Below are 14,109 nucleotides of genomic sequence, written 5' to 3' on the forward strand. Positions count from 1 at the left end.
TTTTTTTGGCGAATATAGTTCAAAATTTCCATAGAAAAATGAATCCAAATTACAAGAATGTGTTTTTTTATTGTTTTTATTTTTATCAAATATTACTCTGTTGAAAATTGGTTTTCCAATAGTTTTTCTTTAAAATCAGATTTAAAAGTATAGGCAAAAGTAATCATCAACGCACGGGTATCTGACTTAGAAGTTCGGTTATTGGTAAAAAGTAATGTGTTGTTTTTATAACCGCTTTCCAGGGTGTTGAACATATCTGTAACCACCATTCCTAAACGGGCATTTCCTTTACCTAATTTTTGCTGAAAACCCATATCGACATTATAGATTGGAATCCTTTTTCCTTGTGCGGTAGCCAAGGCCGAATTGTAATTGCCAATAATTTGTAGTTTTCCGCCTTTCCAGGGAACAAAATTATTAATGATTTTTCCGTACCAGCTAAAAGCATTATTGACTGTGTTTTGAACCAAGTTTGAAGCATCAATATGTTGCTGAAAAGCTGTTACGCTAATATTTGCATCATAAAAACCAATAGGTTTCAGGCTAAAAATAGTTTCTAAGCCATAAGTTACAGTAGTTCCTATATTTCGGGGTTGCAGGAAGATAACTCCATTGTCTTGTAGTTCTGCATATTGTCTAATGGCATCAGTCGCATTTCTATAAAAAGCATTGGTAGAAAACGAATATTTCGACCACTCTTTATTATAACTCATCTCGGCAATATGAATAATTTCAGGTTTCAAATACGGATTTCCGCCATGAGGATTCAAGGCGTCTGTAATATCTATAAAAGGATTCAAATCGTCTAAATCCGGGCGATTGATCCGTTTGCTATAACCAATTTTTATAAATTCATCAGCGGTTAAATTTCTTTGTAATGATGCAGACGGAAAAAATTTCAGGTAATGATTAGAGAAATTATCACTGTTGTTTTGTGTTTTTCCATTGTTTGAAACTTGTTCTGCGCGCACGCCCAGATTATATTTCCATTTTGGATTTTCTGTATCGCCTATATAGGAGTTTAGCATTCCGTAAACAGCATTGATTTGTTCGTTATATTTAAAACCATTACTGGCTAAAGGATTTATAACATATTCGCCATTAGTCATGTCAGCACTTTGAAAATCTGAATTAAAAAATCGGAAAGTTCCTTTGTATCCCGTTTCTATAACTGATTTTTCAGAAACCGGAATGACATAATTTACAATAGCATTCGAAATGTTTTCTTGCTCATAATTGTGTGTTCTTTGCAAAAAAGCATCACCAATTTTTGTATTATACTGATCATAGTTAAAAGTGTCGATATCTGTATTTTCTCTGTGTTTATTAAAAGAAGAAGTAATACTTGCATTCAGATTTTTGCGATCATCAGCAAATTTTCTGTCATAACTAAAAGCTAATTCGCCTACTTTTGAACGTTCCAATTCCAGAGAATGTCTCCTGTTATTCGAGAAAAACTGATTGGCACTTGTGTTTACTTGTGTGTACAAAGTCTCATCATTATCCTGACTTTCCAAATTTCCTAAAGCTTCAAATGAAAAACTGTTTCTTTCATTTGGAGAAAAATCAATATTAAATTTTAGATTTTGTAATCCTTCAGTTCGTTCGTCGTTTCTATTTTGATTGATAAAATGTTCATCATCAATAAAATTATTGGTTCTTTCGCCTTTTATTTTTTTTGTTCTTCCGGCGAAACGATTGTCATAAGCTAAACCGAAATTCCATTTTTCGGTTTTCTGATTCAAAAGTACCGAGCTGTTCAATCTTCCTTTTGCACCAAATCCGCTGCCTAAAACTACAGCGCCATTAATCCCGCTCTGATTGTTTTTCTTTAGTTTAATATTGATGATTCCGCTTTCTGCATTCGCATCATATTTTGCAGTAGGGTTACTAATTACCTCAATACTTTCGATACTGCTTGCTGCGATTTGATCCATATTGGTAATCGCAGAGTTTTTTCCGTTAATTAAAATCATTGGCGATTTCCCTCTCAGGGTTATTCCTCCGTCAGCATCAACGGCAACTGTTGGAATACTTTTTAGCATGTCTGTAGCAGTTCCGCCGGATTGCGAGATATTCGAAACCGCATTAAAAACAAAGCCTTCATCAGTTTTTTGAATTTGTTTTCTCTGAGAATTGACAACAACGGCATTCAGTAAGTTAGTGTCGTTTTGTAAAGTTATAGTTCCAATAGTAATGGGAACAGTTGTAACTTTTATTTTTTGAGTGAAAGTTTTAAAACCTATTAATTTGAATTGCAATTGATAATCGCCAGAAATTACATTGTCTAAAGAGAAATTTCCGGCAACGTCTGTTACAGAATATGCAACAACTTTTGTAGAATCATTTGCATTCTTTAAAATAACATCGACAAATTCAACAGGAAGTTTTCCATCAGAAACAATTCCTTTTACAGAAGAGTTTTGTCCAAATGAAAATTGACATATAGATAATAAGAGAATTAAAAGCGATAGATTTTGTCTGCATTTTTTCATGAGACAAAGATATTTATACGAGCAAAAAAGGCTTCTAAAAGTGCCTTAAGATATCATTAAATTAGTCTTAGAGCTGATTAAGTAAAGGTTTTCGCTGAGGTTTTTTTTGCCACTAATTTCACGAATTTTCACGAATTAATTAATTTGTAATTTTAAAATTAGCCACAGATTAAGAAATTAAAATGATTTTAAATGTAACTTAATTGTTTGCAATTAGCAAACAATTAAAAAAATAATTCGCGAAAATTCGTGAAATTAGTGGCAATAAAAAAACAAAAAAACGCTCGAATAATTCGAGCGTTTTTAGTAATAAATAAATATATTTTTTAGATTTTCTCAATCCATTTTCTTGCGTTAACAAAAGCTTCGTGCCAAGGCGTAACCTCGTCGTTTCTGTCTTTTGGATAATGTGCCCAGTTCCATTGGAAAGTCGAACGCTCAATGTGAGGCATAGTCACTAAATGTCTTCCGGTTTTATCACACATCATCGCTACGTCGTAATGTGAACCATTAGGATTTGCAGGATAACCTTCGTAACCATATTTAGAAACGATGTTATAACTCTCTTCGGCCATTGGTAAATTGAATTTTCCTTCTCCGTGAGATACCCAAACTCCTAAAGTAGTTCCGGCTAAAGTAGATAACATAACCGAATTATTCTCCTGAACTTTTACAGATGTAAAAATACTTTCGTGTTTCTGACTTGTATTATGCAGCATTTTTCCGTGTACTTCATGCTCCGGATTAATTACTTCAAGTTCCATGAACAATTGGCAACCATTACAAATACCTACAGATAAAGTATCTTCTCTTTTAAAGAAATTATCCAAAGCTGTTTTTGCTTTTTCGTTGTATAAAAATGCTCCGGCCCAACCTTTTGCAGAACCTAAAACATCAGAGTTAGAGAATCCTCCAACAGCACCAATAAACTGAATGTCTTCAAGTGTTTCACGACCAGAAATTAAATCCGTCATGTGAACATCTTTTACATCAAATCCGGCTAAATACATAGCATTTGCCATTTCACGCTCAGAATTACTTCCTTTTTCACGAATAATCGCTGCTTTAGGTTTTGGCTTCGAAGCGTCAATTACTGGTTTTTCTCCTGTAAAATGAGTTGGAAATGTATAATCTAATGGCTGATTTTTATAGTTTTCGAAACGAGCTTTAGCAGTTCCGTTTTTAGATTGTTTCTGATCTAATAAATAAGAAGTTTCAAACCAGATATCTCTATACTTCGCAATATCCAAATTATAAATTCCAAATTCCAAACTTGCAGTTTCTTGTACTGAACCAATTTTGAAGAATTCGATATTATTAGCTTTTAATTTAGCTTCAACAGCTGCATCAGATTTAGCCTGAAAAACGATTCCGATGTTTTCAGCGAAAAGGATTTTTAATAAGTCTTTTTCCGCGAAAGCGCTAAAATCAATTTTTGCTCCAAGGTTTACATCAGCAAAACACAATTCTAATAAAGTAGTGATTAAACCACCGCTTCCGATATCGTGACCTGCAAGTATTTGGTTTTTACCAATTAATTCCTGAATGGTATTAAATGCATTTTTGAAGAAAGAAGCATCTTTTATAGTAGAAGTTTCTTTTCCGATTACATTTCTGATTTGTGCAAAAGAAGAACCTCCTAATTTGAAATCATCCTGAGATAAGTTGATATAATAAATAGAATCTCCGTTTTTCTGTAAAACAGGTTCTACCACTTTTTTAATATCGGTACAGTTTCCTCCAGCCGAAATAATAACCGTTCCCGGTGCGATTACTTCGTCATTTGGATATTTTTGTTTCATCGAAAGCGAATCTTTTCCTGTTGGAATATTGATTCCCAATTCGATTGCAAATTCCGAACAACCTTCAACAGCAGCGTACAAACGAGCGTCTTCACCTTCGTTTTTACAAGCCCACATCCAGTTTGCAGATAATGAAATACCTTTTAAACCATCTTTAATTGGTGCCCAAACAATGTTTGATAACGATTCTGCAATAGCATTTCTGCTTCCTGCAACCGGATCAATCAAAGCAGCGATAGGAGCGTGGCCAATAGAAGTTGCGATTCCTTCTTTACCTAAATAATCCAGAGCCATAACCCCAACATTATTCAATGGCAATTGCAAAGGTCCTGCGTTTTGTTGTTTGGCTACTTTTCCACCCACACAACGGTCAACTTTGTTCGTTAACCAGTCTTTTGAACCAACAGCTTCTAAACGTAAAACGTCTTGTAAATATTTTTCAAAATCATTAGCTGAATACGTTATATCAGCATATTTTCTGTCGATAGTTTTATCTGTCATAACCGTTTTAGGAGAACTTCCGAAGAAATCTTCTAAAGCATAATCCATCGGTTTTGAACCATTTGATTTTGATTGAAAAGTAAAACGGTGATCTCCCGTAACATCTCCAACCTGATACATTGGCGAACGCTCTCTGTCAGCGATTCTTTGCAAAATAGCAATATCTTTCTGACCAATAACCAATCCCATTCTTTCCTGAGATTCGTTACCAATAATTTCTTTTGCAGAAAGTGTAGGATCTCCAACAGGCAATTTATCAAGGTCGATTAATCCGCCAGTTTCTTCAACTAGTTCAGAAAGACAGTTTAAATGTCCTCCAGCTCCGTGATCGTGAATCGAAACAATTGGGTTATGATCGCTTTCTACCAAACCACGAATGGCATTAGCAGCACGTTTTTGCATTTCAGGATTCGAACGTTGAATCGCGTTTAATTCAATTCCTGAACCAAAAGCTCCTGTATCTGCAGAGGATACCGCAGCTCCACCCATCCCGATTCTATAATTTTCTCCACCAAGAATTACGATTTTATCACCTTCTTGTGGTTTCTTTTTAATTGCCTGATCCAGTTTTCCATAACCAATTCCGCCCGCTTGCATGATTACTTTATCATAACCAATTTTGCGATCGTTTTCTGAATGTTCGAAAGTTAAAACCGAACCTGTAATAAGCGGTTGACCAAATTTATTTCCAAAATCAGAAGCTCCGTTTGAAGCTTTGATCAAAATATCCATTGGAGTTTGGTACAGCCATTTTCTTTCTTCAACAGCATTTTCCCATTTTCTATCGTCGTTCAAACGAGAGTAAGAAGTCATATAAACTGCAGTTCCTGCTAATGGCAAAGAACCTTGACCACCTGCAAGACGGTCACGAATTTCTCCTCCTGATCCTGTTGCAGCTCCGTTGAAAGGCTCTACAGTTGTTGGAAAATTGTGGGTTTCTGCTTTTAGAGATAAAACCGAATCAAAATCTTTTACCTCGTAATAATCAGGTTTGTCAGCTGATTTAGGTGCAAATTGCTGTACTTTTGGTCCTTTTACAAAAGCAACATTGTCTTTGTAAGCAGATACGATATCGTTAGGGTTTTCCTGTGATGTTTTTTTGATTAATTTAAAAAGAGAAGTTTCTTTCTCTTCACCGTCAATTACAAAAGTTCCGTTGAAAATCTTGTGACGGCAGTGTTCTGAATTCGCTTGTGAGAAAGCAAAAATTTCAGAATCGGTTAACTTTCTGCCCAGTTTTACAGCCAGATTATCTAAATAATCTACTTCTTCCTGGCTTAAAGCCAAACCTTCTACTTTATTATAAGTGGCAATATCATCGATTTCCAGAATTGGTTCCGGTTGTACATTGATAGTGAAAATCTCCTGATCTAATTGATTAAATTTTTGTGAAAGCATTGGATCAAAATCAGTAAAATCTTCCGTTGCGGGATGAAATTCTTCAATTCTGATAATGCCCGGAATACCCATGTTCTGAGTGATTTCTACAGCATTTGTACTCCAAGGTGTGATCATAGTGGCACGAGGACCAACAAAAAAATCCGTCATTGCGGATTTTTCGATCTTATTAGAGTTGGCAAAAAGCCAGTTTAGTTTTGAAATGTCTTGAGCCGAAATTTCGTTTTGCGTTTGTACGGCAAAAACAGTTTTGCTTTGGTTTTCAAAGAAATGGATCATTGTTTTGTGTAGTTTGTTGTATTGAGGTGCAAATTTAGTGTAAATAAATAGCAAGCGCAAATTTGAAAACAAAGTCTTTTGAACTTTTTGCCACAAAGATAGAAAGGCACAAAGTTTTAATTAAAGTAATGATTAATCGTATTGTTTGTCATTTTTCGACGCAGGAGAAATCTCCGCGCGAAGCTGGACAAAGATTGGACTTTCGTTATGGAGTTACTTGCGGAGATTTGCTTCGCCTGTTCGCGACCACTCGGGACTCCTTTTTTGAAATGAATTAAAATGAGAATAAATTTGCGACTTAGCGTCTTCGTGGCTGGAAAAATCCTTATGTGTTTATGACATATAAACAAAAAAAGCGGCAATATTGCCGCTTTTAAATGTAGTAAGCACTCGTTTTTAATTAGTTGATAATGATCTTTTTATTAAAAGTTTCAGAACCGCTATTAATACGAACAATGTAGATGCCTTTTGGCAAATTATTTATCGTCGATAATGAATCAGTAATATTCGATTTCTCAAATACCTTTTGACCTAAAATTGAAATTATCTCGATAGAATAAGGTGAATTAATAATATCAAAGTAAATGTTGAAGTTTCCGTTGGTTGGATTTGGATATAAAACCAATCCGTTTAATCCAGTAAACGTCTCTTCTTCCGTCTCGATAGACTCAACTTTAGCTTTTTTAGCTCCTAAATTTGAACAAGTGTCTGCGGAAAATGAATCCCATTGTGAACTTATATTGAATGTTGTCGATGGAGAAGTAACAGTTGATTTTCGTCTTAAAGTAACATCAGCAGCAAAGTTGGCAGTTCCGCCGTTGAAAGTTCCGATGATGTCAATTAAAACTCCATTTTTGAATAAACCTACGGCATCATTTCCGTTAAAAGTCAGTTCCGTTGCGGTCGTAGAAATATTGGCTGAAGTTGTCGCATAACAACTTGCAGCCATTGAACTGTTTACAATCGTAAATTTACTTCCTGATGTTAATGTTCCGTTTAAAACTAGACCAGTGCTCCAAGATCCGTCGCCATTCGTTTGTTTTTTTACGGTGTACGTTGATAAACTCACTGAACTTCCTGTATTATTAGCAATTTCTAAAGCTTTATTATTTCCTGATCCTTCAACATATTCAGAGAAAAGTAATTCTGTTGCTGTTCCTCCGGTTCCGCCACTTGCATTTGTTGTGGGAGAAACAATGTTGCTTGACGAAGAAATATTTCCGGCTGCATCTTTTGCTTTTACATAAATAGAATAACTCGTTGAAGCTGTTAATCCGGTAATTGTAGCAGTTATGCCAGAAACAGTAGTTTTTAAAACGCTGTTGACATAAACATCGTAACCTGTAACACCTACATTATCTGTTGAAGCATTCCAGCTAACCGAAATAGAACTTGCTGTTGTTGCTGTTGAAGCTAAACTCGTTGGAGCAGTTGGCGCCTGAGTATCTCCGGAAGGAGCAGTACCACCCCAAATTTGATTGATATATTCCGGATGATCAATATACGGATTTCGGTTATTTTGGCGGGCGTAGATTGCATTGTTTCTTGCAATTTCTCTCGCACTTACCGGATCTTGCGCATTCCAGGCCAAAAGAATATTCAAAAATGCCGTTGTAAAAACTTTGTTGCCTGAGCCATCAAACATAGCATACGTATATCCTGCAACCGTATTTTCATAACGGGTTGCAAAGTAGAAATACATTCGGGCAATATCTCCTTTAAATTCATTTACAGGTTCGAAAACAGTTCCTGAATATCCAGATACAGAACTTGATCCTAATTTGCTTCCGTTTTGAGAAGTATAAGTTGCTGAACTAACAGTTCCATGTGGATAATTAGAGCGCATTCCGTTTACTTTTCCATCAGTTGGAGTGATAAAATGAGCGTCTGCAACCATTGGAGATTGCTCATTAAATACCGATTGCGGAATAATGTGTTCTCTATTATAACAATCGCCTTCTGCAGAATAATTCCCACATCGTTGTGTGCTTCCGGTAGAGTAATTGTAAGGATCTGTTCCTGATGGATTCTCTGAATACATGTCTAAAACAGTTCCATCATTTTCATAAAAATTATCAACATCAGAGGTTTGATATGTGGTGTACAATCCTGCATATCCGTTATCAGTATGTCCTTTTATGATGTTGTACAATTGGGTTTTTAAAGTGTAACCAGTTCCGGTTGCTGTATTGTAATAACCGGAAGGAATTTGCGAAAAACCAACCGTAACAAATAGCAATAAGAGTAATGAGTAATTTTTTTTCATAAATAGTAGTTTAAGATTTGGGTTGTTAATAAATTGAAATATAGGTTTTTAATTTATTATTGTATCAAAAATACTACTTTTAGGGATATGCTACGTTAAGTGATGTTTAATTTTAGAAAAATTTTCTTACGGGTGGTTTTTGCCACAAAGGCACTAAGACGCAAAGGTTTTTTACTGCTAAGTTTATCATTTTGAGGAACAAGAAATCGCACACGAAACTCATCAAAGAATATCGACAATCGTTATAGATCAACTAGTGTGATTTCTCCTTCGTTGAAATTACAAATAGCACGTAATCTGCGTTCAAAAAAACTTAAATTAACTATATTACTTATATGATGGAAAAACAAAGTTATTTAGTGAAAGCTGCACTCTGATAAGCTCCTAGATCCGGATGGAAAGTTCTGTTTTTTCCGATAATATCTATCGGAATAACATATATCTGATTTCCTTTCGCGAAAGCAGCAGAAGCATTGTCAATGTTAAACTTGTTCTGTGAAACATTAAAGAACTTAGGGTTTTCATTTAGAATAATCTGATTATAATGAACCGCATCAGTTTTAAACTGATAATCTGGATTGGTAGTAGAATTGCTAAATTTCAATAAACAATTATTCAGCTGGTAAACAAACGCAGCATTTGTGCTTTTATTCAAATTGAATTCGTTTGTACTGGATCCGTAAATAATACAATTGTTAAAAGTTGCTTGTGTTAGCGGGTTAGTTTCAGGATTAGCACCGACTAAAATGTTGCTTAGATTAACGGCGAAATGAGAAGTGTTCTGCCAGTTATTATTGAAAGTACAATGTGTGAAAACATAATTTCCGCCATAAATGCAGGATAAACTTGATAAGCCGGCATAGTTTATTACTATGTTTTCTCCGTTAATATTCGCATTTTTAGCTAAGATTCCATATTCGGCACAATTGTAAATTTGTGTATTTTTGATTTGAATCGTGGCGTTGTCAGGGCTTTTTATGTTTAAACCCGAAATGGCATTTTTTAAAGTAAGATGGTTGATTGAATGATTTTTGCTTCCATTTGCGAGAATAACAGAATTCCATTGTCCGGGAATATTGGCATAAAGAGATTCTAGCCGATCTCCCTCAAAAATAATTTCATTTTCTAATTTATCTGTTGTAGATATAGTTCCGTTAATTTGTAGGGATGCCTTATTATCTACATAAAGTCCGGAATTAGCATGGAAAAATATGCGTGTTCCTGCTTGAAAAGTAACTGTTTTGTCTACGGGAACTCCTGCGAATCCATAAATTACATAAGGTTTCTTATTTGTAAATAGTAATTCATTGCCGTTAATAGGATCGTTTTCATCCAGGTAAAAACCATCAAAACTTTTACCGTCGATTTGAATTTTTTCTTTAGTTCCATCAGAGTTAATTTTTGGATAAAGGAAAACAGCATCCTGAATTAAAGTTACTAAAGCAACTTCCTGAAGATTAGCTCCGCTATCAAATTGAATCTGATCTGTGTATAAAAAATCAGTTGGGTTGGCATCTGTAATATCGGCGGTGGTTTCTATAAAAATGTACAAACTGTCTTTAGCTAAAAGTGTTACATCTTTAAAAATTTTACCGTTGTTTCCGCTCATTCCGTCAACCGTCATTCGGTATTTAGAGTTTAAACCATTTTTAAGCTGAATCGTTGGAATCGAAATGTCATCTTTGCTTTTATTGTATACTTTAAGTTGATACGTAGCCGAGCCAATATTTTTAAAAATAGTATCTAAATAAACAGTATCTTTTGAAAACTTTAAATTTCCGGAACTGGCAACAGTATAAAAATCAGTTCTGCAAGAGCTGGTTGTTAAAAGTATTCCGAAAATGAAAAATATAAAGTATTGACGCATTTAAAATAGTTTTTTTACACTTTTTGTGTAAATTTAATCCGTAGCTATGTGTATAATCTGTAGTAAAAAGATATTGCATTTCAGCCTTAGATTGATCTTGATTGTTTGTGTAAAAATAACAAAAAACTTACATGATTAAAGTTGATTTTTAATTTAGAATTGCATTTTCCAATTTGTATCTCTTCTTTTCTTTAATTTTACGATTTTAAATTCCATTTTAATGAATTATACAAAGGAGCAAATCTTAGCGCGTTGCAATGAATTTTCGAAAAACACGCTAATGGAAACGCTAAAAATAGAATATATTGATGCCGGTGAAGATTTTCTAACCGCTAAAATGCCGGTAAATCCGTCTGTTCACCAACCAATGGGGCTTTTGCACGGAGGTGCTTCTGTAGCTTTGGCAGAAAGTGTAGGAAGTGCGGCATCGTTTTTTTTTATTGATCCAAAGGAACAAGAAGTGCGCGGAATTGAAATTTCGGCAAATCACTTAAAAAGTATTCGTGAAGGCTGGGTTTTTGGTACAGCAAGAATTATTCATAAGGGAAGAAGTATTCATCTTTGGGAAATTAAAATCACGGATGAAGCTGGAAATCTTATTTCGCTTTGCAAACTAACAAATATGGTTTTGGAAAAAAAAGAAAACAGAATAGATCATGAATGACTTTTTTTCTAAAATAAAAAATCATTACAACAAGCATTTGCCTTTTGTGATGTATTCTAAACCTAATTCTAGAAGTGTTTTTGGGCTTTTACAGCAAAATGATACTTTATATAAAATCTCCAATTATAAAGAAAAAGGTTTTGTTTTTGCTTCTTTTGATGAAAAACAATTGGTTTTGATTCCGGAGAATGAATCTGAAATTATAACAACAGAACAGGAAGATCTTTCTTTTGAAGCTATCGAAATTGAAGATTTAAGCTTTGATGAGGATGCTAAAACCCAATATGAAGATTTAGTTTCGAAAGGAATTGCAGCGATCAAAAACGAAGAATTCAAGAAAGTAGTTTTGTCCAGAAGCGAAAAGGTTGATTTGGTAGCATTTGATTTTGTCGAAACTTTTCAGCATTTGATCGAATTGTATCCAACGACTTTTACATATTGCTTTTTTCATCCTGAAATTGGATTTTGGATGGGGGCAACACCGGAACAATTATTAAAAGCGAACGGAAATGTTTTTGAAACTACGGCTTTGGCAGGAACTCAAAAAGCAACTACTGAAACTGAAATTCTCTGGCAGCAAAAAGAAAAAGACGAACAGCAATATGTAACTGATTTTATTGTAAAAAGATTACGTGAAGTTGCCGCTTCGGTTAATGTTGCAGAACCTTATAGTCTGAGGGCAGGATCAATCTGGCATATTAAAACGGATATTTCAGGAGTATTGAATGGCAATTCTACGCTTGAAGAGGTGATTGATACTTTGCATCCAACGCCTGCAGTTTGTGGTTTGCCAAAGAAAAAGGCGAAAGCATTTATTATAGAAAACGAAAATTACGACAGGACTTTTTATTCTGGTTTTCTCGGTGAATTAAACAGCAGTTTTGCGAATAATGACATTAGTTCTGATTTATTTGTAAATTTACGCAGTATGCAAATTCAGGAAAACAAAGCCATTCTATATATGGGTTGTGGCATTACAAAAGAAAGCATACCTGAAAACGAATGGGAGGAAAGCGTCAATAAATCAATGACGATGAAAAGAGTGTTGAACTCAAAATAGTTAAAAAAAGGTTTTAAGTTTTAGGTTTCAAGTTGCCGACAGAACGTGAAACCTAAAACTTGAAACAAAACAAACAAAAAACATGAAATTAGATATATTAGCCTTTGGGGCACATCCGGATGATGTAGAATTGGGTTGTGCGGGAACAATTTTAAAAGAAATATCTCTTGGCAAAAAAGTAGGTATCGTTGATTTAACACGTGGCGAATTAGGAACGCGCGGAACGGCAGAAACCAGAGATAAGGAAGCGAATGATGCAGCTGCAATTTTAGGGGTTTTAGTACGTGAGAATCTAGGTTTAAGAGATGGTTTTTTTGTGAACGACGAAAAACATCAGTTGGAAGTTATTAAAATGATTCGAAAGTATAAGCCTGAAATTGTATTGTGTAATGCAATTGATGACCGCCATATTGATCACGGTAAAGGAAGTAAATTAGTTTCTGATGCTTGCTTTTTATCAGGTTTGATGAAAATTGAAACTTCGGTTGATGGAGAAAACCAAGAAGCCTGGAGACCAAGAGTAGTGTATCATTATATTCAGTGGAAAAATATCCAACCTGACTTTGTAGTTGATATTACTGGTTTTGAAGAGAAAAAAGTAGAAGCAATTATGGCGTATAAAACCCAGTTTTATGACCCAAATTCAAAAGAACCTGTAACGCCAATTACGAGTAAGAACTTTTTTGAAAGTCTAAATTATCGTGCCCAAGACTTAGGGAGACTAGTTGGTAAAGATTTTGCTGAAGGGTTCACTGTTGAAAGGTGTTTGGCAGTCAATAGCTTAGGAAATTTGATGTAATTTTGATGAAAATTTTTCATTTTTTTCTTTGGAGAAGTAAACCTTTGTCGTATATTTGCAACCGCAAAGAAAAATGGTGGTTGTAGCTCAGCTGGTTAGAGTATTGGTTTGTGGTGCCGAGGGTCGCCGGTTCGAACCCGGTCAGCCACCCAGAAATTTAAAGCCTTGAAGAAATTCAGGGCTTTTTTTGTGCCTATAATTTTAGGTTTTAATAGATCTAAATTCTAAATCCCTGCAATAATTATATGTATGCTTTTTTGTAAGTTGAAAAAGGATGGCGTTTAAGTATAGGTTTATTGGTTGTTATGGTTTGGTTTATGTATCATTTTATTTCGGAAAAAGCATTTTCGTATTTTGTATTTGCGGTTTTAAATCTTTTTTCTTTGTAGAAGTAAACCTTTGTTGTATATTTGCAACCGCAAAGAAAAATGGTGGTTGTAGCTCAGCTGGTTAGAGTATTGGTTTGTGGTGCCGAGGGTCGCCGGTTCGAACCCGGTCAGCCACCCAGAAATTTAAAGCCTTGAAGAAATTCAAGGCTTTTTTTGTGCGCTTAATTTTTTCTCAGTAAAAATGAAGCCCGGTTGTGTGGGTTTAGGTTTATGTGTATTCGTATTGTGATTTTTTTACCTATATATAAGAGTGGTTTTAGGGTGAACCTGATAGTGTTAGGAAACTGTCAGGCTTGTTGTCTTTGTGTTTAATATACGGGATGAATTTTAGGTGTATATAAGGAGTGTCTTATTTAGTTGTAGTAAGTGAGATTCTGGTTTTGAAATATGAATTAGGAGCTTCATCTCGCTATGCATTTCAATCTTTTACTTTTTAAAGAAAAAAGCAAAAGGATTTCCATTTCTATCGGGGCAAGGCCAGTTGTTCTTAATTAGAAATATAGTGTATATAGGTATGGGAGCAAATCTTAGTGCCTTATTCAAAGGTAAAGCAAAAGAATCTTCGTGTCTTCGAGGTATAATCAGGCAA

General features: G+C 34.7%; 7 protein-coding genes and 2 tRNA genes. 5 read left to right on the plus strand and 4 right to left on the minus strand.

The annotated features are described in order from the left end of the window. Positions 1-92 precede the first annotated feature (92 nt). The 4 genes from NJT12_RS22750 to NJT12_RS22765 form a co-directional block, all read right to left on the minus strand. Positions 93-2,495: a TonB-dependent receptor gene (locus NJT12_RS22750; protein WP_271338412.1), complete on the minus strand. Its 2,403-nt coding sequence runs from the start codon at positions 2,493-2,495 to the stop codon at positions 93-95. A 326-nt stretch (positions 2,496-2,821) separates the two neighbouring features. After that, positions 2,822-6,475 carry a phosphoribosylformylglycinamidine synthase gene (purL, locus tag NJT12_RS22755; protein ID WP_414655403.1) on the minus strand — a complete coding sequence of 1,218 codons (3,654 nt, stop codon included), beginning with the start codon at positions 6,473-6,475 and terminating at the stop codon, positions 2,822-2,824. 400 nt (positions 6,476-6,875) lie between these two features. Beyond that, positions 6,876-8,741: an endonuclease gene (locus tag NJT12_RS22760; protein WP_271338413.1), complete on the minus strand. Its 1,866-nt coding sequence runs from the start codon at positions 8,739-8,741 to the stop codon at positions 6,876-6,878. Between the two features lie 352 nt (positions 8,742-9,093). Next, positions 9,094-10,608 carry a hypothetical protein gene (locus NJT12_RS22765; protein WP_271338414.1) on the minus strand — a complete coding sequence of 505 codons (1,515 nt, stop codon included), beginning with the start codon at positions 10,606-10,608 and terminating at the stop codon, positions 9,094-9,096. Between the two features lie 220 nt (positions 10,609-10,828). Between NJT12_RS22765 and NJT12_RS22770 the strand changes: the two genes are divergently transcribed. From NJT12_RS22770 to NJT12_RS22790, 5 genes are all read left to right on the plus strand, one after another. After that, the gene (locus tag NJT12_RS22770; RefSeq protein ID WP_271338415.1) at positions 10,829-11,272 is read left to right on the plus strand and encodes a PaaI family thioesterase; all 444 of its coding nucleotides are present in this window, start codon (positions 10,829-10,831) and stop codon (positions 11,270-11,272) included. After that, positions 11,265-12,332, plus strand: a complete 1,068-nt coding sequence (locus NJT12_RS22775; protein ID WP_271338416.1) for a chorismate-binding protein — start codon at positions 11,265-11,267, stop codon at positions 12,330-12,332. Before NJT12_RS22770 ends, NJT12_RS22775 begins: the two co-directional genes overlap by 8 nt. 82 nt (positions 12,333-12,414) lie before the next feature. Further along, a complete protein-coding gene (gene bshB1, locus NJT12_RS22780) occupies positions 12,415-13,131 on the plus strand; it encodes a bacillithiol biosynthesis deacetylase BshB1 (RefSeq protein ID WP_271338417.1) in 717 nt (238 codons plus the stop codon). A 76-nt stretch (positions 13,132-13,207) separates the two neighbouring features. Further along, a tRNA-His gene (locus NJT12_RS22785) sits at positions 13,208-13,281 on the plus strand. 281 nt (positions 13,282-13,562) lie between these two features. Further along, positions 13,563-13,636: transfer RNA gene (locus NJT12_RS22790), tRNA-His, on the plus strand. Positions 13,637-14,109: the final 473 nt, after the last annotated feature.

Source organism: Flavobacterium azizsancarii (genome assembly GCF_027980145.1).
GTDB classification, from domain to species: Bacteria; Bacteroidota; Bacteroidia; order Flavobacteriales; family Flavobacteriaceae; genus Flavobacterium; species Flavobacterium azizsancarii.

Bases quoted from the DNA above. Each gene is read 5' to 3' on its own strand.
- NJT12_RS22750 (WP_271338412.1), bottom strand. From the start codon at position 2,495: ATGAAAAAATGCAGACAAAATCTATCGCTTTTAATTCTCTTATTATCT.
- purL (WP_414655403.1), bottom strand. From the start codon at position 6,475: ATGATCCATTTCTTTGAAAACCAAAGCAAAACTGTTTTTGCCGTACAA.
- NJT12_RS22760 (WP_271338413.1), bottom strand. From the start codon at position 8,741: ATGAAAAAAAATTACTCATTACTCTTATTGCTATTTGTTACGGTTGGT.
- NJT12_RS22765 (WP_271338414.1), bottom strand. From the start codon at position 10,608: ATGCGTCAATACTTTATATTTTTCATTTTCGGAATACTTTTAACAACC.
- NJT12_RS22770 (WP_271338415.1), top strand. From the start codon at position 10,829: ATGAATTATACAAAGGAGCAAATCTTAGCGCGTTGCAATGAATTTTCG.
- NJT12_RS22775 (WP_271338416.1), top strand. From the start codon at position 11,265: ATGAATGACTTTTTTTCTAAAATAAAAAATCATTACAACAAGCATTTG.
- bshB1 (WP_271338417.1), top strand. From the start codon at position 12,415: ATGAAATTAGATATATTAGCCTTTGGGGCACATCCGGATGATGTAGAA.